Below are 23,050 nucleotides of genomic sequence, written 5' to 3' on the forward strand. Positions count from 1 at the left end.
CCCGTCCCACGAACTCCCCCTCACGCGAGAGAGCCGGCACCCCGAGGGGTACCGGCTCTCTCAGCGGGGTGGGACGGGCCCACCGGGGATCACTGCTCCTCGGACGCCTCGTCCTCGTCGCTGCCGATCGTGCCGTCGGCGCGCAGGTTCTTCAGGTCGACGGCGTTCCCGGACTTGTCGGTGACCTTCGCGGACTCGACCAGCGCGGCGAGCGCCTTCCCGCGCAGCACCTCGCTGATCATCTCGGGCACGTGATTGTGCTCCATGATGTGCTGGATGTACGAGTTCGGGTCCTCGCCGGACTGCTGGGCGCGGCGCATGATGTGCTGGCTCAGCTCGTCGTTGTCGAGCGGGTACTCGTTCTCCTCGACCAGCTGGTCCAGGACGAACTGGGCCACGATCGACTCGCGGACGTCGCGCTCCAGCTCGGACTCGAACTCCTCGACGGTCTTGCCGTCCTCCTGGTCGTTCAGGTAGTCCTCGAGCGTCAGGCCGGCCATCGCGAGCTGCTGGTCCATCTGCTGACGACGGTTGGCCAGCTCACCCTCGGCGAGGCCCTCGGGCATCGGCGCCTCGATCTTGGAGACGAGCTCCTCGAGGACGAGGTCGCGGGCCTCGGCGGCCTGCTCGATGCGCTTGCCGCGCGTGAGGCGCTCGACGAGGTCGGCGCGGAACTCGTCCATGGTGTCGAAGTCCGACGCCATCTGGGCGAACTCGTCGTCGAGCTCGGGCAGCTCGGTCTGGCGCACGTCCTGCAGCGTGACGGTGACGTCGACCTCGTCGCCCTTCAGCTCGCCACCGACCAGGGTGGTGGAGAAGGTCTTCGACTCGCCCTTCGACAGACCGGTCACGGCCTCGTCGAGACCGTCGAGCATCGTGGCCTTGCCGATGACGTAGGGCAGACCCTCGGCCTGCGCCTCGTCGATCAGCGAGCCGTCCTTGTTGGCGGCGGAGAGGTCGATCGAGATCGAGTCGCCCTCGGCGGCCGGGCGGTCGACCTCGGTGAAGGTGGCGAAGCGCTCGCGCAGCTGGTCGAGCTGCTCGTTGACGTCCTCGTCGGCGACCTCGATGTCCTGGACCGTGACCTCGATCTGCGAGGCGTCGGGGATCTCGAGCGTGGGACGCACGTCGAGCTCGGCGGTGACCTCGATGGTCTCGCCGTCCTCGAACTTCGTCAGGTCGATCTCGGGCTGGCCGAGCGGCGTCGTGTTGGTCTCCTGCAGAGCGGCGGTGTACCAGCCCTGGAGTGCGGAGTTGAGAGCCTCGTCCAGGACGGCGCCACGGCCGACGCGCTGATCGATGATCGCCGCGGGGACCTTGCCCTTGCGGAAGCCGGGGACCTGGATCTGCGCACCGATGGTCTTGTAGGCCTTGTCGAGGTTCGGCTTGAACTCCTCGAACGGCACCTCGATGGTCAGCTTGACCCGGGTGGGGCTCAGCGATTCGGTGCTGCTCTTCACGTGTTGACTCCTGCGTCGGTGGGCTCTCGGACAGCCCACGGAGTCCTCACGCAGGCCAGCGTCCAGTCTACGGGGCGCCCGTGGTGGCGGGTCAAACGGGCTGCCGCGCGCGGGCCTACACTGATCGGTGCCTCCGGGATGTGGCGCAGCTTGGTAGCGCACCTGCTTTGGGAGCAGGGGGCCGCAGGTTCGAATCCTGTCATCCCGACCATGGTCCGCGCACCGAGCGAGGACGCGCCCCGCTCGTCCGCGCCGCCTAGGCTGTCAGCATGACGACCGACTCGGCGACCGGACGGGTGGTCCACGCCCGCGTGGTCGACGAGCCCCTCGACGTGGGCGAGCACCTCGCCGCCGTCGCCGGGCCCGCACACGGGGCGATCGACGTCTTCGTCGGCACGATCCGCGACCACGACCCCGATGCCGACGGCACCGTCGTGCGTCTGGAGTACGAGGCCCACCCCGACGCCGAGGGCATGATGAACGCGCTCGCGGGGCAGGTCGCGCTCAACACGGGCACCACGGTCGCGATCTCGCACCGCTACGGCACGCTCGGGGTCGGCGACGTCGCCGTCGTGATCGCCAGCGCGGCACCGCACCGCCGGGAGGCCCTCGAGGCCACGCGTGCCCTCATCGAGCTGATCAAGACCGAGGTGCCGATCTGGAAGCGCCAGACCGACGCCGAGGGCCGGTCGGACTGGGTGGGCCTGTGACCCTCGTCGACGGCTTCGGCCGCGTGCACCGCGACCTGCGGATCTCGCTCACCGACAAGTGCTCGCTGCGGTGCACCTACTGCATGCCCGCCGAGGGCGTGCCATGGATCGAGCGCGACAGCATCCTCACCACCGACGAGCTCGAGCGCGTCGCGCGGGTGTGCGTCGGACTCGGTGTCACGTCGATCCGACTCACCGGCGGCGAGCCGCTCGTGCGCAAGGACGCCGTCGAGGTCGTGCGCCGGCTGGCGGCCCTGGGCCCCGAGGTCTCGATGACCACCAACGGCCTGCGTCTGGCCGAGCTCGCCGAGCCGTTGAAGGAGGCCGGCCTGTCGCGCCTGAACATCTCGATCGACACGCTCGACCGCGAGCGGTTCGCCCAGCTCACCCGGCGCGACCGGCTCGACGACGTGCTGGCGGGGATCGATGCCGCGCGCGAAGCCGGGTTCACACCGCTCAAGCTCAACGCCGTCGCGATGCGCGGGGTCAACGAGGACGAGCTCGTCGACCTCGTGGAGTTCGCGGTCGGCAAGGGCGCCCAGCTGCGGTTCATCGAGCAGATGCCGCTGGACGCCGGCCACACGTGGGACCGCGCCGCGATGCTGAGCGGCGAGGAGATCCTCGCGCAGCTGCGCACGCGCTGGCGTCTCGATCCCGTGCCCGGCCGCGGCTCCTCCCCCGCCGACACCTGGTCGCTCGACGGCGGGCCGGGAACGGTCGGCGTGATCGCCTCGGTCACCGCTCCGTTCTGCGCGGCCTGCGACCGCATCCGGATCACCGCCGACGGTCACGTGCGCAACTGCCTCTTCGCGCGCGACGAGTCCGACCTCGTGCCCGTCCTGCGCGGCGGCGGCAGCGACGAGGACCTCGAGCGGATCGTCACCGCGTCGATCGCGGCCAAGCGCGCGGGCCACGGGATCGACTCGCCCACCTTCGTGCAGCCCGACCGCCCCATGAGCGCCATCGGCGGCTGATCGGCTCAGCCCCCGGCGTAGGGCGGGAGGACGTCCACGGTGCCGCCCTCGGGGATCGGGGTGGAGCGCTCGGTCGTGCGCGTGCCCTCCAACAGCACCGAGCAGCGCGTCAGCACCGGCCCGAGGTCGGCGAAGCGCCGCGAGAGGTCATCGAGCAGCTCGCCGATCGTGGCGGCCTCGGACGTCGTCTCGGAGAGTCCCGCGGCCTCGCGGGCGGCGGCGAACAGGCGCACTCGGACCGGTTGCATGCAGCCAAACTAACCTCCGCGAGGGCTGGCCACGATCCGGCGAGCGGGTAGCGTCGACTCGGTGAGCCGTTCCAGCCTTCCCGAGCTCCTCGTCGAGCGGGCCCGCGGGCGAGCCCCGGTGTGCGGCGTCACCCGCGTCATCGCGATCGACGGACGCAGCGGCTCGGGCAAGACGGCGCTGGCCCTCGACGTCGCCGACCTGACCGGTGCGCCGATCCTGCACCTCGAGCGGCTCTACCCCGGCTGGCACGGCCTCGCGCGCACCCCCGCGATGGTGCGCGCCCTGCTCGCGGACCTGGCCATCGGCGAGGTCGGCCGCGCCCGGCTGTGGAACTGGGAGCGCGACGAGCCGGGCAGGTGGCTCTCGCTGCGGCCGACCCCCGAGCTGATCATCGAGGGCGTCGGCGCCGGTGCCACCGTGCTGCGCCCGTTCCTCAGCCACCTGGTCTGGCTCGAGGCGCCCGAGGACCAGCGTCGAGAGCGGGCGCTCGCCCGCGACGGCGCGACCTACGAGCCGTGGTGGGACGTATGGGCCGCGCAGGAGGAGGAGTACCTCGCCTCGGACCACACCCGCGAGGTCGCCGACCTCATCGTGTCGACGGGTGCCTGACGCCGACGGGGTCTGTGGCATCATGGACGTGGCGCTCCGGCGCCGCGCGGACGTAACTCAATGGCTAGAGTCCCTGCCTTCCAAGCAGGATGTTGCGAGTTCGAATCTCGTCGTCCGCTCCACCGCCGCCGCGGGATCAGTCCCGCGGCCGCCGCACGAGGGCCACGACGGCCCGCACCGCCAGGAACGCGATCCAGGCGCCGCCGAACACCACGAACACCCAGCCCTTCTCGGGGTCGCTCGTGCTGGTCAGGATGAACACGCCCATCAGCAGCACGGCCACGCACGTGACCAGCAGGGCCCACGAGGACAGCGGCGCGCGCGGGGTGTCGTCCATGCCAGCACCCTACGACCCGGTCATGCGGTGACCGTCCGACCTTCGGTCCACCCCTCGCAGGCAGCGTCTCGGAGAGCGGCGGGATCGGAGCTCGTCACAGGAGGCGCGCCCGTCTCCTCTGATCCGCTTCCCGCATGGAGCCATCGGCCGACCGGCAGAGCCTCCAGATCGGCTGCCGTGAAGACCACGTCGAGGGTGAGGTGCCGGTCGGATGCCGGCCCGGCGACCGTCGCGCTGATCGAGTACGAGGAGTCGGTCCGGAAGCCACCGACAGGGCGCAACGTCCGGCGCGGTGGGCCCTCCTCGATCTCCTGGACGGGTTGCCACGCCGGAGAGAGCACTGCGGTCAGGGACAGGTCGACGTCGCCGATCACCGGTGCACGGGAGCGGAACCTCGCCGAGTCCCACCCCACCTCCTCGTCGTCGGGCCACTCATAGACGGTGAGGCCCACCACCGACTGGCTCGGGGCCGCACAGGTCAGGACCCTCACGACCGGACCGGACTCCACGCGCCCCACGAGAACGGCCCCGTACTGGGGCCCGGGGCTGGTGTCACAACCTTGGAGGACCAGTGCCGCCAGCACCGCGGCGCCGGCGAGGCCACGTCCGACCCGTCGCGAAGCCTCGGCCACGTCGTCCTCCTCCCGGTCCCGCCGCGCGAGTCAGTCCGGCAGCCGGTGCAGGATCAGCACGGCGCGGTCGTCCTCGCCGGGCTCGGTCTGGCCGAGGATGCGCGCGGGGGCGCCGTCCATGCCCTGGCTGATCGCGATCCTCGCCGCGCCCCGGAGCCACTCGATGCCGACCGCGAGGTCGAGCGTGCGGGTCTCGACGACGCCGTCGGTGTAGAACATCAGCGCCTCGCCCGGCTGGATCACGCCGGTGGACCCGCGGAACTCGGGCCGGTCGATGATGCCGAGCGCCAGGCCGCGGGCGCCGGTGACGGTCCACTCCTGCTGGTCGGGCTTCCACTGCATCGCCGGCGGGTGGCCCGCGTTGAGCAGCTCGTAGCCGCCGGTCTCGAGGTTGACGAGCACGTGGACGGCGGTGGCGAAGCCCTCGTCCCACGACTGGCGCAGCAGGTAGTCGTTGCCCGCGGCGAACAGGCCCACGGGCGGCAGCGAGCCGATCAGACCGCCGAGAGCTCCCGCGAGCTGCAGCGACTGGGTGCCCGCGGAGACGCCCTTGCCGCACACGTCGACGAGGACCATCTCGAGGTACTTCTCGTCCTTGGACAGGTTGGCGACGAGGAAGTCACCGGCGAACTTGGCCGAGCCGGCCGACTCCATCGCCGACTCGCTGACCCAGCCCTCGGGCAGCTTCGGCACGGCGCCCTGGGCCTGCAGGCGGTCGCGCAGCTCCATCAGCATCGCCTCGCCCAGCGCGGCGGGGAGACCGGAGCGGGTGCGCGACGAGCTGTAGAGCAGGATGCCGGCGCCGATGTACACGGCCAGCAGCGACGCCGGACGGGCGGAGTTCCAGCCGCTGTCGAGCGTGTAGACCAAGGACGACACCGTGGCGGCGAACAGCACGATGAACGTCAGCGAGGCCTGGGGCCACCACTGCAGCAGCATCCCGCCCACGATGATCGGCAGGATGAACATCGTGCTGGGCATGATCGCGTACCAGGTCAGGCTCACGATGAACATGACGACGGTGACCAGCAGCAGGGCCGCCAGGACCGCCATCTGTCCGTCCTTGGAGCCCGAGCGCCATTCGCGGGCGTTCGAGGACAGATAGCGACCGACCGGGTCGCGTCTGAGGCCTCGCACCGTGCTCACGGACCGACCTTATCGGCGCCGCTGGCAGCGCGGACACCAGAACAGGTTTCTGGCGGCCAGAACCTCGGTGCGGACCTTGGTCCCGCAGACGTGACAAGGACGTCCGTCGCGCCGGTAGACGTAGACCTCGCCACCGTGATCGTCCTCGCGCGGCGGCCGTCCCATGGCCTCGGGCTCGTGCTCGGGACGCACCGTGTCGATGCGTCCGGTGCGCACGCCCTCCCCCATCAGGTCGACCAGGTCGGACCAGACGGCGAGGAACGTGCTGGGCCGCAGGTCGCGCCCCGGCGTCTTCGGGTCGAGGCGGTGACGGAAGAGGACCTCGGCGCGGTAGACGTTGCCGACGCCGGCGATGACGCGCTGGTCCATCAACAGCGTGGCGATCGGCGCCCGCGAGCGCGCCACCAGCGCGGCGGCGCGCTCGACGTCGGCGTCCGGGTCGAGCGGGTCCTCGCCGAGGCGGGCCAGCACGGCCTCGACCTCGCCGGGCGTGAGCAGCTCGCAGGCCGTGGGGCCGCGCAGGTCGGCGGTGACGCGGTCGGAGGCCAATCTCCAGCGGACTTGGCCGACGACCGGGGGCTCGGGGTCCTCGACGAACGCGAACGACCCGTACAGGCCGAGGTGCACGTGCGCCTGTTGCTCGGTGCCGGAGAAGGCGACGAACAGGTGCTTGCCGTGTGCCGTGGCCTCGACGAGCTCGCGTCCGTCGAGCCCTGCCGCCGCCTCGAAGCGGCCCTGCGGGCTGGTCGACCGCACGCTCTTGCCTCCGAACGTGCCGGTCAGGTCGAGCGCGAGCCGGTGGAGGGTGTGACCCTCAGGCACGGAGCTCGACCTGCCCGTGCCCGTTCCTCACAGGCTGCCCTTCTCCTCGTACTCGGCGAGCAGGTCGATGCGGCGCTGGTGGCGGTCGGCCTGGCTCCACTCGGTGGTGAGGAACGCCTCGACGATCTGCTCGGCCTCCTCGACCGTGTGCATGCGCGCGCCGATGCCCATGACCTGGGCGTTGTTGTGCTGGCGGGCGAGCTGGGCGGTCTCGACGCTCCAGGTCAGCGCGCAGCGGATGCCGGGGACCTTGTTCGCGGCGATCTGCTCGCCGTTGCCCGAGCCGCCGATGACGATGCCGAGCGAGCCCGGGTCGTCGACGACACCCTGGGCGGCGTCGATGCAGAACGGCGGGTAGTCGTCGAGCTCGTCGTAGGCGTGGGCGCCGTGGTCGACGGGCTCGTGCCCGTGCTCCTGCAGCCAGGTGACGAGGTGGTTCTTGAGTTCGTAGCCGGCGTGATCGGCACCGAGGTGGACGCGCATGCGGCCATTCTCGCAGGTGGGGTCAGCCGCGGACCATCGGCGTGTGGGCCATCTCGTGCACCCACGCGGCGAAGGCCCGGGCGGACTCGTCGCCCTCGAACTCGCCCAGCACGCGCACCTTCAGCTCGCGCCGGCGCTCGGCCAGCGGGTCGCGGTGCAGCATCTCGTCGAGCACCTCGGGCAGGCCCGTGAGGTCACGGTCGACGACGTACGCGCCCGCGGCCACGGGCACCGCGTCGACGAACTCGTCGAGGTCGTGGACCATGCTCACCATCAGGTACGGCTTGGCCGAGGCGAGCCAGTCCGAGACGACGCTGGACACGTCGGACACCAGCGCGTCGACGCTGTTCATGCACTCGGCGATCGACCACTCGCGGACGGCTCGCTCACCCCACACGTGACGCCCCGGCGTGGCGCGGTCGTCGTGGTCGGCCTGCAGGATCGCGTTCAGCTCGACGAGACGCTTCGACCAGTACGGGTCGCGCAGGAACACCGGGTGCGGCCGGAACACGACGTCGGCGCCGGCGTCGAGCAGGGCGCGCAGGATCCGGTCGGCCACCTTCATGGAGGAGAAGTCGGTCATGCTGCCGTTGCCGATCCACGTGGGCGCGTAGAGCACCGTGGGTCGTGCGACCTCGGTGACGGGCGTGGAGGCGGGCAGGACGTCGCCCGACTGGGGGCGGCCCAGCAGCACGAAGCGCTCGCGCGGGATCTCCACACCGTGCCGGGCATAGCGCTCGACGGCGGCCTCGCCCGACGCGACCAGCACGTCGAACCGCTGGTGGCGCGAGTGGTGGCTGCCGGACTTGTCGGAGTCACCGTGGCCGAGCCACACGTGGCGCACCGAGCGGATGCCGATGAGCTTGAGGTGGCCGGGGGCGTTGTGCACGTAGAAGAAGGTCGTGAGGCTCGGCACCGTGAGGACCCGCATGTCTCCGAGGACGTCGGAGCCGGCGGAGATCCACGGCATCCGTGGCTGGATCGCGGCCCGCAGCTCGGCGCAGTAGTGGCTGCGCAGGCCGACGATGACGCCGCGGTCGCCCGACGCCAGCAGGTGCGACTCCCACATCCCGACGTGGATGGGGCCGCCGCCGTAGCCGCCGTAGCCGAGGGCGAAGCGGGGCTCGAAGTCCGCGAGCGCGCGACGGAGCGTGCGGCGGGCCCGCCAGAGGACGAGCTTGTCGGCCAGCACCGGCGTCGCGGCCGCGGCCAGCAGCACGAGCAGGAGGAGGACCACGGCGGTCGGCGCGAAGGCGACGGCGAGGGCCAGCACAGCTCCGAGCCAGCGCACGGCGACCACGAAGGGGCCGCGGTCGGGCGGGTCGGGAGCGGGGCACGTCTCGGGCTCGGGCACTCCCGGAAGGCCGTGGACGTGCGGCGGCGTGGCCGGGCGCAGCATCGCGGCGCGCACCAGCAGGGCGCCGACCACCGCGGCGGCCGCGCCGGCGAGCAGCGATCCGTCGAGCGCCACGCGCACCAGGACGGCCACCACGGCGACGAGGACGATCGCGGCGGTGGAGCCGGCGAACCAGCGGTCTCGGGTGGGGACGTCGGTGCGGAAGCGGTGACGCACGTCGTCGAGCCAGCGGTCGCGGCGTCGGCGCACCCGCTCCAGCAATGTCGACATCGCACCCAACCTAGCGCTTGGACCGCGGGCCCCGGCGCCCCTCTCCCGCGCCCCGCGCCCCGCGCCCGACTTTTGTGACGGCTTGCGGATGGTCTGAGGCTTCTCGACCGAATCTCGTCACAAAAGTCGGGGGTGGGTCGGCGCGGGCGGCCGAGGCGGCGCGATGGCCTCAGTCGAAGATCGGCTCCCGCGTGCGGGTGCGCTTGAGCTCGAAGAAGCCGTCGTAGGACGCGAGGGCGCGGGCGCCGTCGAACACGGTGCCGGCCTGCTCGCCCTTGGGCGCCGGCGAGACGACCGGGCCGAAGAACGCGGTGTCGCCGATCGCGATGACGGGCGTGCCGACCTCCTGGCCGACGCGGTCGATGCCGTCGTTGTGCGAGGCGCGCACGGCGTCGTCGAGCGAGCTGTCGTCGGCGGCGTCGGCGAGCTCGACGGGCAGTCCGGCCTCGGCCAGCGCCTCCTCGTACATCGCGCGGTCGAACTCACGCCCTTCGTTGTGACGGCGGGTGCCGAGGGCGGTGTAGAGGTCGCGCAGGACCTCGTTGCCGTGCTGCTGCTCGGCCGCGATCGCCAGGCGCACCGGGCCCCACCCGCGCTCGATCATGTCCTTGTACTCCTGGGGCACGTCCTTGTCCTCGTTGAGCACGGACAGGCTCATCACGTGGAAGGAGGTGCGGACGGGGCGGACCTTCTCGACCTCGAGCATCCAGCGGGAGGTCATCCAGGCCCAGGGGCAGAGCGGGTCGAACCAGAGGTCGACGGTCTCGGTGGTGGTCATGTCCGGTCCAACACCGGATGACCCTCCCGCATTTCCTCCACCAGCGAGGCGACCACGGCGTCGAGCTCGCCACGGTTCTGGGTGGCCACGGCGCGCTGGCGCTGGTAGGAGGCGCCGCCGGCCCGCATGATGTCGCGGATCCCCTGCAGCTCCTCGGTGCAGTCGAGGTCCGCCGCGACGGGCTCGAGCTGGACCAGCAGGCGCTCGAGGTCGTCGGTGACGAGCTCCTCGCGGGCCTCGCGGTCGAGGATGAGGATCGCGTCCATGCCGTACCGCGCGGCGCGCCACTTGTTCTCCTGCACGAACCACGACGGGATCGACGGCAGCTCGCGGCCGGCGTCGAGCTCGCGCGAGTGGAACTCGACGAGGCAGTGCGTGAGGGCGGCGATGCTGGCCAGCTCGGACATCGTGGGGATGCCGTCGCAGATGCGCATCTCGAGGGTGCCGAACTTCGGCGACGGCCGGATGTCCCAGCGGATCTCGTCGAAGTGGTCGATCACGCCGGTGTGCATCATGTCGTCGACGTACTGCTCGAGCTCGTGCCACTGGTCGAACTGGAACGGCAGGCCCGCGGTGGGCAACTGCTGGAACATGAGGGCGCGGTTCGAGGCGTAGCCGGTGTCCTGGCCGCCCCAGAACGGGCTGGAGGCGCTGAGCGCCAGGAAGTGGCCGTAGTGCGTGAGCATCGCGCGGCTGATCGGCAGCACCTTGTCGCGGTCCTCGATGCCGACGTGCACGTGGACGCCGTAGATGAGCATCTGGCGGCCCCACCACTGGGTGCGGTCGATCAGGGTGGCGTAGCGCTCCTTGTCGGTGACCTTCTGCTGGGTCCACCGGGCGAAGGGGTGCGTGCCGGCGCACATCAGCTCGACCCGCAGCGGGTCGGTGACCTCGCGCAGCCGCTCGATGCTGCGGCCGAGATCGTCGGTGGCCTCGCGCACCGTGCGGCACACGCCGGTGACGACCTCGACGGTGTTGAGCAGCAGCTCCTGCTTGATGTGCGGGTGGTCCTCGCCGTTCCCCGGAGCGACGGCGTCGAGCACCGTCTGGGCCACCTGGCGCAGGTCGCCGGAGTCCTGGTCGACCAGCGCCAGCTCCCACTCGACTCCGATCGTCGATCGCTCGGAGGCGGCGAAGGGGATGTGCATTCCTCCATCCTGCACGACTCGTCGGACCATGCCGCGACGAAAGCGCCCCGTGTGACCCAGATCGTGCCGCGGCCTGACTGTGACAGTGGGGGTGCCCAGTGCAAGAGTGGGCACCATGCCCGGTACCAACCTCACCCGCGAAGAAGCCCGCCAGCGCGCGACCGTCGTCTCCGACCCCCAGTACGACGTGCAGCTCGACCTCACCCTGGACGGCGAGCGCTTCGGCTCGGTCACCACCCTGACCTTCGCCGCCCAGCCCGGTTCGGCCACGTTCGTCGACCTGGTCGACGGCGAGCTGACCTCGATCACGCTCAACGGTCGCGAGCTCGACCTGTCGGCCTACGCCGACAGCCGCATCGCGATCGATGGGCTCGAGGCGCAGAACGAGCTCGTCGTCACGGGCACGTGCCTGTACTCGCACTCCGGCGAGGGCCTGCACCGCTTCGTCGACCCCACCGACGACAAGGTGTACCTCTACACGCAGTTCGAGGTGCCGGACGCCCGCCGCGTGTTCGCCACGTTCGAGCAGCCCGACCTCAAGGCGCAGTTCACGTTCCACGTCACCGCGCCGGCGCACTGGAAGGTCGTCTCCAACTCCCCCACGCCCGAGCCGGTCGTGCTCGACGGGGGCAGCGCCGTGTGGCACTTCGAGCCCACGAAGACGATGAGCACCTACATCACCGCGCTGGTCGCCGGCGACTACCACGAGGTGCGCGACACCTACGCCGGCGAGTACGGCCAGATCCCCCTCGGCGTGTTCTGCCGCCAGTCGCTCGTGCCGTACCTCGATGCCGACGACATCCTGCTCATCACCAAGCAGGGCTTCGAGTTCTTCGAGGGCGCGTTCCAGATGGGCTACCCCTTCGGCAAGTACGACCAGCTCTTCGTGCCGGAGTACAACATGGGCGCGATGGAGAACGCGGGCTGCGTGACCTTCCGCGACGAGATGATCTTCCGCAGCCGCCAGACGGTCTCGGCCTACGAGCAGCGCGCGAACACGATCCTGCACGAGATGGCCCACATGTGGTTCGGCGACCTCGTCACCATGAAGTGGTGGGACGACCTGTGGCTCAACGAGTCGTTCGCCGAGTTCGCGGCGCACCACTCCTCGGTGAAGGCCACGCGCTTCACCGAGGCCTGGACCGGCTTCACCAACAGCCGCAAGAACTGGGCCTACCGCCAGGACCAGCTGCCCACCACGCACCCGATCGCCGCGGACAACTACGACCTGCACGCGGTCGAGGCGAACTTCGACGGCATCACCTACGCCAAGGGCGCCTCGGCGCTCAAGCAGCTGGTGGCGTGGGTCGGCGAGGACGACTTCTTCGCCGGGCTGCGCGCGTACTTCACGAAGTACGCCTACGGGAACACCGAGCTGACCGACCTGCTCGCCGAGCTGTCCGAGGCCTCGGGCCGCGAGCTCGACAGCTGGGCCGCGGAGTGGCTGCAGACCTCCGGCGTCAACACGCTGCGCGCCGACTTCGACGTCGACGCCGACGGCCGGTTCACCCGCTTCGACGTCGTGCAGACCGCCACCGAGGAGTACCCCACGCTGCGCCGCCACCGCATCGCGATCGGCCTGTACGACCGCGGCGAGGACGGCCGTCTCGTGCGCACCGAGCGCATCGAGACCGACGTCCGGGGCGAGAGCACGTCGATCACCGAGCTCGTCGACCAGCGTCGTCCCGACCTCATCCTGCTCAACGACGACGACCTCACCTACGCGAAGATCCGCCTCGACGAGGGATCGTTCGACACCCTGCTGGCGGGCATCGCCACGTTCGCGGACTCGCTGCCGCGGGCGCTGTGCTGGGGCTCGGCGTGGGACATGACGCGCGACGCCGAGCTGCCGTCGGCGTCGTTCGTCGACCTCGTGCTCGCGGGCGTCGGCACCGAGTCCGACCTCACGGCCGTGTCGTCCCTGCTGCGCCAGGCGCAGTCGGCGATCAGCCTGTTCACGTCCGACGAGCAGCGCGTCGAGCTGGCGCGCCGCTGGGAGCAGGGCGTGGCCGAGCTGCTGGCCGCGGCCGAGCCCGGCAGCGACCACCAGCTCGCGTTCGCCCGCGCGCTGTCGGCCGCGGCCACCACCCCCGACCGCCTGCGCGACGTGCTGGGCGGCTCGGTCAAGGGCCTCGAGGTCGACGCCGACCTGCGCTGGACCCTGATCCGCGGGCTCGCCCGCCTGGGCGACGTGGACGAGGCCGAGATCGACGCCGAGCTGGCGCGCGACGACACCAACCAGGGTCGCGAGAACGCGGCCGGCGCCCGGGCTCGTCGTCCCGTCGCCGAGGCCAAGGCCGAGGCCTGGCGCAAGGTCGTCGAGGACGCGTCCACGCCCAACGAGACCCGCCGCCAGATCGCGGAGGGCTTCCAGGTGCCCGGCCAGGCCGAGCTGCTCGCGCCCTACGTCGACCGCTACCTCGAGATGGCCGACACGGTCATCGACCAGATGGGCGTGTGGATCGGCCAGAACGCGCTGATCCACCTGTTCCCGCTGGCGAACCCGTCGTCCGACGCACTCGCCAAGGTGGATGCGTGGCTCGAGTCCACCTCGGCCCCCGCCGCCGCGCGTCGCTACGTGCTCGAGGGTCGCGACGACCTGCGCCGCGCCCTCGCGGCCCGCGCCGTCAACTGACATGGGACGGCGGCCGCGCCGAGATCTCGAAAGGTCTCGGCACGGCCGCCTGACAGTCGCTCAGAGCGTCACGTCCTCCAGCATCTCCGTTACCAGTGCCGCCACGGGCGAGCGCTCGGACCGGGTGAGCGTGACGTGCGAGAACAGCGGGTGGCCCTTGAGCTTCTCGACCACCGCGACGATGCCGTCGTAGCGACCCACGCGGAGGTTGTCGCGCTGCGCGACGTCGTGCGTCAGCACCACCTTGGAGTTCGCGCCGATCCGCGAGAGCACCGTCAGCAGCACGTTGCGCTCCAGCGACTGCGCCTCGTCGACGATGACGAACGCGTCGTGCAGCGAGCGGCCGCGGATGTGCGTGAGCGGCAGCACCTCCAGCATCTGGCGGTCGACGATCTCCTCCACCACGTGCGGTGAGGCGACGGCGCCGAGGGTGTCGAACACGGCCTGCGCCCACGGGCCCATCTTCTCGTCGGAGCTGCCGGGCAGGTAGCCGAGCTCCTGGCCGCCCACGGCGTACAGCGGCCGGAACACGATCACCTTCTGGTGCTGGCGGCGCTCCATGACGGCCTCGAGGCCGGCGCAGATGGCGAGCGCCGACTTGCCGGTGCCGGCGCGACCTCCGAGCGAGACGATGCCGACGTCGGGATCGAGCAGGAGGTCGAGCGCGACCCGCTGCTCGGCCGAACGGCCGTGGATGCCGAACGCGTCGCGGTCGCCTCGGACGAGCCGCACCTGCTTGTCCGGCGTGACGCGGCCGAGCGCGCTCCCCTTGTCCGACAGCAGCACCAGGCCGGTGTGGCACGGCAGCTCGCGGGCGGCCTCGAGGTCGATCGTGCCGTCCTCGTAGAGCTCGTCGAGGTCGACCGAGTCCACCTCGATCTCGGTCATGCCGGTCCAGCCGGTCTCCAGGGCCCACTCGGCGCGGTACTCCTCAGCGGTGAGGCCGACGGCCGAGGCCTTGACGCGCATCGGCAGGTCCTTCGAGACCAGCACGACGTCGTGGCCCTCGTTGGCGAGGTTGCGCGCGACCGACAGGATCCGGGTGTCGTTGTCGCCGAGGCGGAAGCCCGACGGCAGCGACGAGGCGTCGGTGTGGTTGAGCTCGACCCGCAGGGTCCCGCCCTCGTCGCCGACCGGCATCGGGACGTCGATCGTGCCGTGCTGGACCCGCAGGTCGTCGAGGAATCGCAGCGCGTTGCGGGCGAAGTACCCGAGCTCGGGATGGTGGCGCTTGGCCTCCAGCTCCGTGATGACGACGACCGGGATCACGACCTCGTGCTCGCCGAAGCGCTGCATGGCGGCCGGATCGGCCAGCAGGACGCTCGTGTCGAGGACGTAGGTCCGGTGATCGGGGCGGGGCGGAGTCACGCTCTTCGAAGCAGCCACGGCAATCTCCTCGAGAGCCACGCGCGCGCCCGGCGCCCAGCCCTCACTAGTGGGTGGGGGCCTGAGCCTTCCGGGAGAAGGGCTCGGGTTCGAGCATGGGCACACCCCGAAAGTACGACCGTGAGTGGCCGGATCGGGGAAGGTCAGCGGCGTGTCTTCGTGACGATCGCGTGAACGATCGGAGCCGCGCTCAGCCGCCGAAGCGGCGCTCGCGCGCGGCGTAGGAACGCATGGCTCGCAGGAAGTCGACGCGGCGGAACGCCGGCCACATCGCGTCGCAGAAGTAGAACTCGGAGTGGACGCTCTGCCACAGCAGGAAGCCGCTCAGCCGCTGCTCGCCCGACGTGCGGATGACGAGGTCGGGGTCGGGCTGGCCCTTCGTGTACAGGTGCTCGGCGATGTGGTCGACCTCGAGCGTGGAGGCGACGTCCTCGAGGGTGCGGCCGGCGGCGGCCTGCTCCAGCAGCAGGGAGCGCATCGCGTCGGTGAGCTCCTGGCGGCCGCCGTAGCCGACGCACACGTTGACCGAGAGCGCGCCCTCGTGGTCGACGGTCAGGTCGGCGGCCCGCTTCATCCGCGCGGCGGACTCGGCGGGGAGCATGTCGAGGTTGCCGATGAGGCGCAGCCGGTAGCCGAGCGACGCGAGGTCCTCCACGAGGCGCTCGATGACGACCAGCAGGGCCGACAGCTCGTCGGCGGGGCGGCGCAGGTTGTCCGTCGACAGCAGCCACAGGGTGACGATCTCGACGCCGAGCTCGTCGCACCAGCCGAGGAACTCGGTGATCTTGTCGGCACCGGCCTGGTAGCCCAGGTCGACGCCGGCGCCCGCGCCCTTGGCCCAGCGGCGGTTGCCGTCGACGATCGCGCCCACGTGGCGCGGCAGCTGCGCGGGATCGAGCCCCTTGGCGAGGCGACGCTCGTACGCCCCGTAGATGAGGTCACTGACCGGCATGCCGCCAGAGTACGCGCCGCCCGCGTGGGACGACCGTCACGTGGTCGTCCGATTCGCCGCTGACCGGGACCGCACTAGAATCAAGGCATGGCGCCCCCCAAGCACGAGACCCTCGTCGACGATGTCGGTGAGCGCCTGCGCGAGACCGTCGACGAGATCAAGCCCAAGCTTCGCGGCTGGCTGCACGCCGCCACCGCTCCCCTGGCGCTGATCTCGTTCCTGGTGATGCTGGTGCTGGCCGACAGTCGCGCCGCTCGCGCCGGCGCCGCGGTCTTCATGGTCAGCGCTCTGCTGCTCTTCGGGGTCAGCGCCGTCTACCACACGGTGCCGTGGCGCGAGCGGGCCAAGCGCGTGCTGCGCCGGCTCGACCACTCGAACATCTTCGTGATGATCGCCGGGTCGTACACCCCCTTCTCCCTGTTGCTGCTGGACAAGAGGGACATGCTCACGCTGCTCACGCTGGTGTGGGGTGGCGCACTGCTCGGTGTGCTGTTCAAGGTCTTCTGGATGACGGCCCCGCGCTGGGTCTACGTGCCGCTGTACCTGGCGTTGGGGTGGGCAGCGCTCCTCTATCTGCCGGACTTCTACGCGGCGGCGTCCACCGTCGTGTTCGTGATGCTGTGCGTCGGCGGTGCGCTGTACACCCTCGGTGCGCTGGTCTACGCCTTCCAGTGGCCCGACCCCAGCCCCCGCTGGTTCGGCTATCACGAGGTGTTCCACGTCTTCACGATCGCGGCGTTCATCGTGCACTACATCGGCGTCAGCTTCCTCGTCTACAACTCCTGAGTTCGCGGAGTCGTGGCCGGGCTCCCGCGATTCGCCGACCCGCCCGGATCCCGACTCCCCCGGAGTCAACTTTCGTGACGCCCGTCCCCACTTCTGTGACGCTTTCGGCTCAGACGGTCGCGGACGGGCGAAACGCGTCACAAGAGTCGAGTGGGGCGCGGCACCACGTCCTACCGACGGACCAGTGCCTCCGGGTCGGTGACCGGGAGCGCGCACACGAAGTCGCGGCACACGTAGGCCGTCGGCTTCCCGTCGATCGCCTCGCGGCCCTCGAACAACGGCACCGACGATCCCGCCTCGGTGGCGGCGACGACGGCGCCCGGCGACAGGAGCGCGAGGGCGGCGCGGTGCATCGGTCCGCCGACCTCGCCCACCACGGCGACCTCGGCGGGTCCGTCGAGCAGCGCCTCCGCGGCCGCGAGGGTCCAGCCCGCGAACCGCGGGGCGCCCGTGGCCAGTGCGGCGGCCGACTCCACGCAGGCCACTGCGGCGGCCCTCACGTCGTGGTCGCCCGTGACGGCGGCCAGCGCGAGCAGGCCGTGCGCGAGAGCCGACGCGCCCGACGGGTGCGCGTTGTCCGCTGCGTCGCGCGGGCGGACGAGGAGCGCCTCGGTGTCATCGGCGGTGTCGAACCAGCCGCCGTCCTCGGCGCGGAAGTGGGTGATCGCGCGGTCGGCGACGTGGCGCGCGCGGTGGAGCCAGCGGTCGTCATCGGTGGCGCCGAGGACCGCGACGAACCCCTCGATGGTGGCGCCGTGGTCCTCCAGCACCGCCGCGTGCCCGGACCGCACGCCGCCGAGGGAGGTGCGGACGAAGCCGGGCTCGACGTGCAGGTCCCACAGCAGCGTGGCGGCCTGAGTAGCGGCCTCGACGAGCTCGGGACGTTCGAGCGCGATCCCGGTCTCGGCGAGCGCCGTGATGGCGTAGGCGTTCCAGGCGGACACGACCTTGTCGTCGCGGGCGGGGCGCGTGCGTTCGGCGCGAACCTCGAGGAGTCGCTGCTTGACGCGCTCCCAGCGCTCGGGGTCATCAGGGTCCTGCTGCAGCTGGAGGGTGGAGAGGCCGCGCTCGAACGTGCCACCGCCGGTGACGCCGAGCAGCTCCACGGCCCATGCGGCGTCGGCCGTGCCGAGCGCCTTCATCAGCTGGTGCGGGTTCCAGACGTAGTAGGTGCCCTCGTGGCCGTCGCTGTCGGCGTCGAGGGCCGAGGCGAGCCCGCCCTCGTCGGTGCCGAGCTCGCGCAGCATGAAGTCGGCGGTCTCGTGGCAGACGCGCTCGGCCAGGGCGGTCGCGGGACCGTTCTCGCCGCGGGCCTTCAGGGCACGCAGCCAGTGGAGGTAGGCGCGGAGGAGCTGGGCGTTGTCGTAGAGCATCTTCTCGAAGTGCGGCACGCGCCAGAAGCGGTCGACGCTGTAGCGCGCGAAGCCGCCACCTAGCTGGTCGTACATGCCGCCGCGGGCCATTGCCTCGAAGGTGCGGCTGAGGGTGGTCCAGACCTTCTCGTCGCCGGTGCGAGCGTGCTGGCGCAGCAGGAACTCGAGCACCATCGAGGGCGGGAACTTGGGCGCGGCGCCGAAGCCGCCGGCCTCGTCGTCGGCCTGCTTCAGGAGCGCGGCGGCCGCCGCGTCGAGGTCCTCGGCGGTGAGCGGGTCGCCGCCGAAGTCGTCGTTCTCGCCGAGGAAGCTGCGCACCTGGCTCGCGGAGTCGAGGACCTCGTCGCGCCGGTTCTGCCACGCGTCGGCGAGCGCCTGCAGCACCTGGCTGAACGCGGGATGTCCGGCGGTGGGCTCGGGCGGGAAGTAGGTCCCGGCGAAGAACGGCTCGCCGCTCGGGGTGAGCACGCACGTCATGGGCCAGCCGCCCTGCCCGGTCATCGCCTGCGTCGCGCGCATGTAGACCGCGTCGATGTCGGGCCGCTCCTCGCGGTCGACCTTGACGTTGACGAAGTGCTCGTTCATGTACGCCGCGGTCGCCGGATCCTCGAACGACTCGTGCGCCATGACGTGGCACCAGTGGCAGGCCGCGTACCCGACGCTCAGCAGGATCGGCAGGTCCCGCCGCTCCGCCTCCGCGAGCGCCTCCGCGCCCCACTCCCACCAGTCCACGGGGTTCTCCGCGTGCTGGCGCAGGTACGGCGACTGGGACTGAGCGAGTCGGTTGGCCATTTCGTCACGCTACCGGCGGCGGCCAGCCCTCACCTGCTCAGCACCGCCGCTCCTCCCACTTCTGAATAGGGATGCCCGGGCCCAAGCCGTAGGAAAGTGCGGCCTGCTGCAAGAGTGGGCACGGGAAGCGGTTCTTCAGACGCCCGCGATCACCGCGGATAGGGTGTCGGCATGGTCGAGCCTGACGTCCTCGAGGAACTTCGGAAGTTCGTGTCGGAACGTGACTGGAGCCAGTTCCACACACCCGCCAACCTTGCCAAGAGCATCGTCATCGAGAGCGCCGAGATTCTTGAGCACTTCCAGTGGGACGACTCGTTCGACCGGGACGAAGTGCTCGATGAGCTGGCCGATGTGCTGACCTACGCGCTGCTCCTCGCCGACCGGCTGGAGGCCGATGCGAGCGAGATCGTCCTGAACAAGCTGACCAAGACGCGCGAGAAGTATCCGACGGAGCTCGCGCGCGGCACGAGCGAGAAGTATGACCGGCTTCACGATCAGGCGTGAGCGCTTCGCGCGAGATGCCGTCGCGCGCTGGGCCAAGATGGAGGTCGCCCACGACGACTGGCCGGTTGTCTACGCGATCCGGGGATCGAACCACGTCTACATCGGCGAGTCGGTCAACGCGGCGACCCGGATGCGCCAGCATCTTGACTCCCCCAAGGCTCCTCTGCTCGACCGCTTCCACGTCGTCCTCGACGAGACGTTCAACAAGTCGGTCTGCCTGGACCTCGAGACCTATCTGATCCGCCTGTTCGGGGCGGACCAACGCTTCCGCGTCTTGAACAAGCAGACGAACTCCCGGAACAGCAACTACTACGATCGTGCTCGATATCGCGAGCGGTTCGCTGAGATATTCAGGGCGCTGAGGGACGAGGGGCTCTTCAATGCTCGGCGCCTCGAGGATCTCGAGAACAGCAACCTCTTCAAGCTCTCTCCGTTCGTCTCCCTGACCCAGACCCAGACCGTTGCCGTCGAGAAGATTCTCTCGATCGTCCAGCTGGAGACGCCCGCGCGGGATTCCCGACCGATCGTCGTGCAAGGGGACCCCGGAACGGGGAAGACCGTGGTGGGTGTCTTCCTCGCCAAGCTTCTAGTCGATCTCCACGATGCCTACGACCCGGCTTTGGACGAGGAGACATTCGCCGAGGAGTCGAGCGCGCTTGCCGCGCGAGCGGTGAAGAACCTTCGCATCGGCTTCGTGGTGCCACAGCAGGCATTGCGCAACACGCTCAAGAAGGTCTTCGAAGCCATCCCTGCACTCAACTCAGTGCCGGTGATCACGGCCTTCGAAGCGGCGGAGGACGAAGCAGGCTTCGACGTCCTCATCGTCGATGAGGCGCATCGTCTCCAGCAGTTCTCGGGTGCGCTCCAGACGAACAGCACTCGCTTTCGCAGGATCAACCGCAGCCTCTTCCCCGATGACCACGAAGGAACCCGACATACCCAGTTGGACTGGGTCCGTGCGAAGAGCAGGCACCCGATCCTGTTGCTCGATGCCAAACAGTCCGTTCGACCGATGTCGGACCTCCCGACCGCCGTGGTCGCCGGCCTGACGGACGAGGCGCGAGCGGATGACCGCCTGATCACGCTGGGGACTCAGATGCGCAGTCTCGCGGGCGACGACTACGTCGACTACGTCGTGGACGTCCTCACTCTGCGGCAGGAGCGTCGCGTCGAGTTCATCGACTACGACCTGCGCTTCTACGACGACATCAGGCGCATGCGACAGGACATCTTCAAGCGCGACGGCGAAGTCGGACTCTCGCGCATGCTTGCGGGGTTCGCCTGGCCCTGGGTCAGCAAGAAGCACAAGCAGACGCCGGACATCACCATCGATGGCCTCTCCATGTTCTGGAATCGCACCGACAAGGACTGGATCAACTCTCCGACGGCCATCGAGGAGGTCGGCTGCATCCACACGAGTCAGGGGTACGACCTGAACTACGCGGGGGTCATCATCGGCCCGGAGCTCCGTTGGGACGAGGCCAAGCAGAAGATCGTCTTCGTCCGCGAGAACTACCACGACAAGAACGGCAGCAAGAACAACGTCGCACTCGGTCAGAGTTACGACGACGAAGATCTTCTCGAGTACGTAGTCAACGTGTATCGAGTGTTGCTCACCCGCGGAATTCGCGGTACGTACGTCTACGTCTGCGATCCTACGCTCAGGGAAAGGCTCCGGAGGTTCTTCCCACCTCCCCCGCACCTGCCACTCGACGAGTGAGCCGGACTCAGCGGGGCAGGCGGTAAAGGACGTGGTGGCGCAGGGGGCTGTCGGCCGCGAGCGCGGGGTGGTCGAAGTCGTCGGCCGGGTCATGGGTCATGCCGAGGCGCTCCATGACGGCCCGCGAGCGGAGGTTGCCCGCGGCGGTGAAGGAGACGATCTCCTTCAGGCCTAGCATGTCGAAGCCGTGGCGGACCGCCGCGTGAGCGGCCTCGGTGGCCCAGCCGTGGCCCCAGGCCCAGCGGGCGAAGCGCCAGCCGACCTCGACCGGTGGCGAGCCGCGCAGGAGGGCGCGGACCTCGGGCGGCACGGGGTTCAGCCCGGCCATGCCGGCGAAGCGGCCCTGCGCCTCGACGACCCACAGGCCCCAGCCCTGGTGCGCCATGCGCGTCTCGAAGCGGTCGGCGAGGGCGTCGCTCGCGGCGCGATCGAGGACGGACGGGAAGTGCTCCATGACCTCGGGGTCGGCGTTGAGCTCCGCGAAGGGCTCGCGGTCCGCCGGCGTCCAGGGCCGCAGCGTCAGGCGCTCGGTCGTCAGCGTGGGCACGGGTCAGTCGGCGAGCGCCGGGGGCCAGACGACGGTGAACCGCTCGAAGACGGTGGGCAGCGCGTCGAAGTCGGTCACGTGAGGAAGCCGGCGACGGAAGAAGCCGCGGTGGGCGTCGAGCCACCAGTCGCGCGTGCGGTCGCCCTCGCCCTCGTCCCAGGCGAACACGTCGTCCACGGAATCGAGGCGGCCGATGCGGATCTCGTGCGTGTGCAGCACGGCCACGGCCTCACCGCGACCGTCGAGCATCACCCAGTGGGCGTCCTCCGGCGCCACGCCCACCTCGACCGGCGAGGCGGTGGCCCGCTTCGTCCCCGACAGCACGAGCTGCGCGAGTCGGTCGGCCATCTCGGGGGTGTCGCCGAACGGCTCGACCTCCGGGACCTCGTCGGCGAACTGCGGGTTCGCCTCGACGAATTCGTGCCAGAGACGGGGCAGCTCGGTCACGGCTTCGGCGGGTCCTCGTCGGTGGGCGTGTCGGCGTCCTCGCCCTCCCAGGGCTGGCGCGCCTTCTTGGCCATCTTCGTGAACGACCACAGCAGCAGGCCGATCACGATGAACAGGGCCAGCGTGTAGAGGCCGGCCAGCCAGCCGATCGGCTGGTTGCCCTCGGGGTCGATCTCCTGCGTCGCGAGAATCGCGAAATCCAGCATGGTCACCGGATCAGCCTAGTCCTGCTCGTGACCGCACCACTGATCGGCCGGGACGGCCGCCTTGACCTGGTCGACGTGCTCGCCACATCCACGCCACGTCGTCTTGCCGCACTGCCTGCACGGGACCGGAGAGCACATCTGCTCGTTCCTCACTGTCGAATCGGTGTTCCACCGCAGCGTAGGCGACGACCTCAACCGGCCCGCGCGCACGTGTGGCCGCGCCCGCCGTGGGTACGTCCCCGGCATGACGACGAACACCCGCCTCATCGAGACCACGCCCGAGCGCGTGTGGGAGGTCCTGTCCGACGGCTGGCTCTACCCGCTGTGGGTCGTCGGTGCCTCGCGCATGCGCGACGTCGACCCGTCGTGGCCGATCGTCGGCTCGAAGCTGCACCACTCCGTCGGCGTCTGGCCTGCCCTCATCGACGACAGCACGAGCGTGCTCGAGGTCAACCCCGGCCATCGCCTCAAGCTGCTCGCCCGCGCCTGGCCCGCCGGCACGGCCGAGGTCGTGATCACCCTCGCGCCGCAGGGGGCCGGGACCCTCGTGACCATCTCCGAGGAGCCCGCGAGCGGGCCGGCCACCCTGATCCCCCGCCCCGTCCGCGGTCCCTCCCTCAAGTGGCGGAACTCCGAGACGCTGCGACGGCTCGCCTACATCGCCGAGCGACGCGACCTCCCGACCTCGTGAGCCCCCGCGGCTACGATGTCGACGACCTCCCGATGC

At 70.4% G+C, this 23,050-nt stretch carries 24 protein-coding genes and 2 tRNA genes; 10 read left to right on the forward strand and 16 right to left on the reverse strand.

Going from position 1 to position 23,050, the window contains the following annotated elements; genetic code table 11:
- Positions 1-89 precede the first annotated feature (89 nt).
- Positions 90-1,460 carry a trigger factor gene (tig, locus tag ACGWYL_RS02050; RefSeq protein WP_179423229.1) on the reverse strand — a complete coding sequence of 457 codons (1,371 nt, stop codon included), beginning with the start codon at positions 1,458-1,460 and terminating at the stop codon, positions 90-92.
- Positions 1,461-1,594: 134 nt separating this feature from the next.
- Between tig and ACGWYL_RS02055 the strand changes: the two genes are divergently transcribed.
- From ACGWYL_RS02055 to moaA, 3 genes are all read left to right on the forward strand, one after another.
- A tRNA-Pro gene (locus ACGWYL_RS02055) sits at positions 1,595-1,671 on the forward strand.
- A 58-nt stretch (positions 1,672-1,729) separates the two neighbouring features.
- A complete protein-coding gene (locus ACGWYL_RS02060) occupies positions 1,730-2,170 on the forward strand; it encodes a molybdenum cofactor biosynthesis protein MoaE (RefSeq protein ID WP_395486296.1) in 441 nt (146 codons plus the stop codon).
- On the forward strand, positions 2,167-3,144 hold the full coding sequence (gene moaA / locus ACGWYL_RS02065; RefSeq protein ID WP_179423225.1) for a GTP 3',8-cyclase MoaA: 978 nt from the start codon (positions 2,167-2,169) through the stop codon (positions 3,142-3,144). Before ACGWYL_RS02060 ends, moaA begins: the two co-directional genes overlap by 4 nt.
- 5 nt (positions 3,145-3,149) lie before the next feature.
- On the opposite strand, the gene ACGWYL_RS02070 is transcribed toward moaA, so the two are convergent.
- The gene (locus ACGWYL_RS02070; RefSeq protein WP_269303344.1) at positions 3,150-3,392 is read right to left on the reverse strand and encodes a MoaD/ThiS family protein; all 243 of its coding nucleotides are present in this window, start codon (positions 3,390-3,392) and stop codon (positions 3,150-3,152) included.
- Between the two features lie 61 nt (positions 3,393-3,453).
- Here ACGWYL_RS02070 and ACGWYL_RS02075 point away from each other — a divergent pair, with 61 nt between their 5' ends.
- The gene (locus tag ACGWYL_RS02075; RefSeq protein WP_179423221.1) at positions 3,454-4,002 is read left to right on the forward strand and encodes a dephospho-CoA kinase; all 549 of its coding nucleotides are present in this window, start codon (positions 3,454-3,456) and stop codon (positions 4,000-4,002) included.
- 46 nt (positions 4,003-4,048) lie between these two features.
- Positions 4,049-4,124: transfer RNA gene (locus ACGWYL_RS02080), tRNA-Gly, on the forward strand.
- A gap of 14 nt (positions 4,125-4,138) precedes the next feature.
- Here ACGWYL_RS02080 and ACGWYL_RS02085 read toward each other — a convergent pair.
- The 8 genes from ACGWYL_RS02085 to ACGWYL_RS02120 form a co-directional block, all read right to left on the reverse strand.
- Positions 4,139-4,339, reverse strand: a complete 201-nt coding sequence (locus ACGWYL_RS02085; protein WP_179423219.1) for a hypothetical protein — start codon at positions 4,337-4,339, stop codon at positions 4,139-4,141.
- A gap of 20 nt (positions 4,340-4,359) precedes the next feature.
- Positions 4,360-4,830, reverse strand: a complete 471-nt coding sequence (locus ACGWYL_RS02090) for a hypothetical protein (protein ID WP_395486297.1) — start codon at positions 4,828-4,830, stop codon at positions 4,360-4,362.
- A 171-nt stretch (positions 4,831-5,001) separates the two neighbouring features.
- Positions 5,002-6,117 (reverse strand): PP2C family protein-serine/threonine phosphatase, encoded by a 1,116-nt coding sequence (locus ACGWYL_RS02095; RefSeq protein ID WP_395486298.1) that lies wholly within the window; start codon positions 6,115-6,117, stop codon positions 5,002-5,004.
- Positions 6,118-6,126: 9 nt separating this feature from the next.
- The gene (locus ACGWYL_RS02100) at positions 6,127-6,939 is read right to left on the reverse strand and encodes an Fpg/Nei family DNA glycosylase (RefSeq protein WP_395486299.1); all 813 of its coding nucleotides are present in this window, start codon (positions 6,937-6,939) and stop codon (positions 6,127-6,129) included.
- Positions 6,940-6,966: 27 nt separating this feature from the next.
- The gene (locus ACGWYL_RS02105) at positions 6,967-7,422 is read right to left on the reverse strand and encodes a ribose-5-phosphate isomerase (protein ID WP_179423214.1); all 456 of its coding nucleotides are present in this window, start codon (positions 7,420-7,422) and stop codon (positions 6,967-6,969) included.
- Between the two features lie 22 nt (positions 7,423-7,444).
- Positions 7,445-9,049, reverse strand: coding sequence for a CDP-glycerol glycerophosphotransferase family protein (locus ACGWYL_RS02110; RefSeq protein WP_395486300.1), 1,605 nt, complete (start codon positions 9,047-9,049; stop codon positions 7,445-7,447).
- Between the two features lie 169 nt (positions 9,050-9,218).
- The gene (locus ACGWYL_RS02115) at positions 9,219-9,827 is read right to left on the reverse strand and encodes a disulfide bond formation protein DsbA (RefSeq protein WP_179423210.1); all 609 of its coding nucleotides are present in this window, start codon (positions 9,825-9,827) and stop codon (positions 9,219-9,221) included.
- The gene (locus tag ACGWYL_RS02120) at positions 9,824-10,975 is read right to left on the reverse strand and encodes a glutamate--cysteine ligase (RefSeq protein WP_395486301.1); all 1,152 of its coding nucleotides are present in this window, start codon (positions 10,973-10,975) and stop codon (positions 9,824-9,826) included. The genes ACGWYL_RS02115 and ACGWYL_RS02120 overlap by 4 nt, the downstream gene beginning before the upstream one ends.
- A gap of 115 nt (positions 10,976-11,090) precedes the next feature.
- On the opposite strand from ACGWYL_RS02120, the gene pepN reads away from it, so the two are divergent.
- Positions 11,091-13,610 carry an aminopeptidase N gene (gene pepN, locus ACGWYL_RS02125; protein ID WP_395486302.1) on the forward strand — a complete coding sequence of 840 codons (2,520 nt, stop codon included), beginning with the start codon at positions 11,091-11,093 and terminating at the stop codon, positions 13,608-13,610.
- A gap of 60 nt (positions 13,611-13,670) precedes the next feature.
- Here pepN and ACGWYL_RS02130 read toward each other — a convergent pair whose 3' ends face one another.
- Together ACGWYL_RS02130 and ACGWYL_RS02135 are read right to left on the reverse strand one after the other, a co-directional pair.
- The gene (locus ACGWYL_RS02130) at positions 13,671-14,906 is read right to left on the reverse strand and encodes a PhoH family protein (RefSeq protein WP_179427955.1); all 1,236 of its coding nucleotides are present in this window, start codon (positions 14,904-14,906) and stop codon (positions 13,671-13,673) included.
- Between the two features lie 280 nt (positions 14,907-15,186).
- Positions 15,187-15,948 carry an isoprenyl transferase gene (locus tag ACGWYL_RS02135; protein WP_179423204.1) on the reverse strand — a complete coding sequence of 254 codons (762 nt, stop codon included), beginning with the start codon at positions 15,946-15,948 and terminating at the stop codon, positions 15,187-15,189.
- A gap of 87 nt (positions 15,949-16,035) precedes the next feature.
- Here ACGWYL_RS02135 and ACGWYL_RS02140 point away from each other — a divergent pair, with 87 nt between their 5' ends.
- Positions 16,036-16,734 (forward strand): hemolysin III family protein, encoded by a 699-nt coding sequence (locus ACGWYL_RS02140; RefSeq protein ID WP_179423202.1) that lies wholly within the window; start codon positions 16,036-16,038, stop codon positions 16,732-16,734.
- Positions 16,735-16,904: 170 nt separating this feature from the next.
- Here ACGWYL_RS02140 and ACGWYL_RS02145 read toward each other — a convergent pair whose 3' ends face one another.
- The gene (locus ACGWYL_RS02145; protein ID WP_395486303.1) at positions 16,905-18,899 is read right to left on the reverse strand and encodes a thioredoxin domain-containing protein; all 1,995 of its coding nucleotides are present in this window, start codon (positions 18,897-18,899) and stop codon (positions 16,905-16,907) included.
- Positions 18,900-19,070: 171 nt separating this feature from the next.
- Between ACGWYL_RS02145 and ACGWYL_RS02150 the strand changes: the two genes are divergently transcribed.
- Together ACGWYL_RS02150 and ACGWYL_RS02155 are read left to right on the forward strand one after the other, a co-directional pair.
- A complete protein-coding gene (locus tag ACGWYL_RS02150) occupies positions 19,071-19,403 on the forward strand; it encodes a nucleotide pyrophosphohydrolase (RefSeq protein ID WP_269303361.1) in 333 nt (110 codons plus the stop codon).
- On the forward strand, positions 19,378-21,123 hold the full coding sequence (locus tag ACGWYL_RS02155; RefSeq protein ID WP_395486304.1) for a DNA/RNA helicase domain-containing protein: 1,746 nt from the start codon (positions 19,378-19,380) through the stop codon (positions 21,121-21,123). The genes ACGWYL_RS02150 and ACGWYL_RS02155 overlap by 26 nt, the downstream gene beginning before the upstream one ends.
- 7 nt (positions 21,124-21,130) lie before the next feature.
- On the opposite strand, the gene ACGWYL_RS02160 is transcribed toward ACGWYL_RS02155, so the two are convergent.
- Genes ACGWYL_RS02160 through ACGWYL_RS02170 form a run of 3 tightly spaced genes read right to left on the reverse strand, consistent with a single transcriptional unit; the run spans position 21,131 to position 22,329 of the window.
- Positions 21,131-21,670, reverse strand: a complete 540-nt coding sequence (locus ACGWYL_RS02160) for a GNAT family N-acetyltransferase (protein ID WP_395486305.1) — start codon at positions 21,668-21,670, stop codon at positions 21,131-21,133.
- A 3-nt stretch (positions 21,671-21,673) separates the two neighbouring features.
- Positions 21,674-22,117 carry an ASCH domain-containing protein gene (locus tag ACGWYL_RS02165; protein ID WP_395486306.1) on the reverse strand — a complete coding sequence of 148 codons (444 nt, stop codon included), beginning with the start codon at positions 22,115-22,117 and terminating at the stop codon, positions 21,674-21,676.
- A complete protein-coding gene (locus ACGWYL_RS02170) occupies positions 22,114-22,329 on the reverse strand; it encodes a hypothetical protein (RefSeq protein WP_395486307.1) in 216 nt (71 codons plus the stop codon). The genes ACGWYL_RS02165 and ACGWYL_RS02170 overlap by 4 nt, the downstream gene beginning before the upstream one ends.
- A gap of 238 nt (positions 22,330-22,567) precedes the next feature.
- Here ACGWYL_RS02170 and ACGWYL_RS02175 point away from each other — a divergent pair, with 238 nt between their 5' ends.
- The gene (locus ACGWYL_RS02175; RefSeq protein ID WP_395486308.1) at positions 22,568-23,014 is read left to right on the forward strand and encodes an SRPBCC family protein; all 447 of its coding nucleotides are present in this window, start codon (positions 22,568-22,570) and stop codon (positions 23,012-23,014) included.
- Positions 23,015-23,050 lie beyond the last annotated feature (36 nt).

The sequence above is a fragment of the Aeromicrobium sp. JJY06 genome (assembly GCF_044069275.1).
Lineage (GTDB): Bacteria > Actinomycetota > Actinomycetes > Propionibacteriales > Nocardioidaceae > Aeromicrobium > Aeromicrobium tamlense.

What these genes read in the sequence shown, in the direction of transcription:
- ACGWYL_RS02060 (WP_395486296.1), top strand. Translation starts at nt 1,730, where the DNA reads ATGACGACCGACTCGGCGACCGGACGGGTGGTCCACGCCCGCGTGGTC.
- ACGWYL_RS02070 (WP_269303344.1), bottom strand. Translation starts at nt 3,392, where the DNA reads ATGCAACCGGTCCGAGTGCGCCTGTTCGCCGCCGCCCGCGAGGCCGCG.
- ACGWYL_RS02085 (WP_179423219.1), bottom strand. Translation starts at nt 4,339, where the DNA reads ATGGACGACACCCCGCGCGCGCCGCTGTCCTCGTGGGCCCTGCTGGTC.
- ACGWYL_RS02105 (WP_179423214.1), bottom strand. Translation starts at nt 7,422, where the DNA reads ATGCGCGTCCACCTCGGTGCCGATCACGCCGGCTACGAACTCAAGAAC.
- ACGWYL_RS02110 (WP_395486300.1), bottom strand. Translation starts at nt 9,049, where the DNA reads ATGTCGACATTGCTGGAGCGGGTGCGCCGACGCCGCGACCGCTGGCTC.
- ACGWYL_RS02115 (WP_179423210.1), bottom strand. Translation starts at nt 9,827, where the DNA reads ATGACCACCACCGAGACCGTCGACCTCTGGTTCGACCCGCTCTGCCCC.
- ACGWYL_RS02120 (WP_395486301.1), bottom strand. Translation starts at nt 10,975, where the DNA reads ATGCACATCCCCTTCGCCGCCTCCGAGCGATCGACGATCGGAGTCGAG.
- pepN (WP_395486302.1), top strand. Translation starts at nt 11,091, where the DNA reads ATGCCCGGTACCAACCTCACCCGCGAAGAAGCCCGCCAGCGCGCGACC.
- ACGWYL_RS02130 (WP_179427955.1), bottom strand. Translation starts at nt 14,906, where the DNA reads ATGCAGCGCTTCGGCGAGCACGAGGTCGTGATCCCGGTCGTCGTCATC.
- ACGWYL_RS02135 (WP_179423204.1), bottom strand. Translation starts at nt 15,948, where the DNA reads ATGCCGGTCAGTGACCTCATCTACGGGGCGTACGAGCGTCGCCTCGCC.
- ACGWYL_RS02140 (WP_179423202.1), top strand. Translation starts at nt 16,036, where the DNA reads ATGGCGCCCCCCAAGCACGAGACCCTCGTCGACGATGTCGGTGAGCGC.
- ACGWYL_RS02145 (WP_395486303.1), bottom strand. Translation starts at nt 18,899, where the DNA reads ATGGCCAACCGACTCGCTCAGTCCCAGTCGCCGTACCTGCGCCAGCAC.
- ACGWYL_RS02150 (WP_269303361.1), top strand. Translation starts at nt 19,071, where the DNA reads ATGGTCGAGCCTGACGTCCTCGAGGAACTTCGGAAGTTCGTGTCGGAA.
- ACGWYL_RS02155 (WP_395486304.1), top strand. Translation starts at nt 19,378, where the DNA reads ATGACCGGCTTCACGATCAGGCGTGAGCGCTTCGCGCGAGATGCCGTC.
- ACGWYL_RS02175 (WP_395486308.1), top strand. Translation starts at nt 22,568, where the DNA reads ATGACGACGAACACCCGCCTCATCGAGACCACGCCCGAGCGCGTGTGG.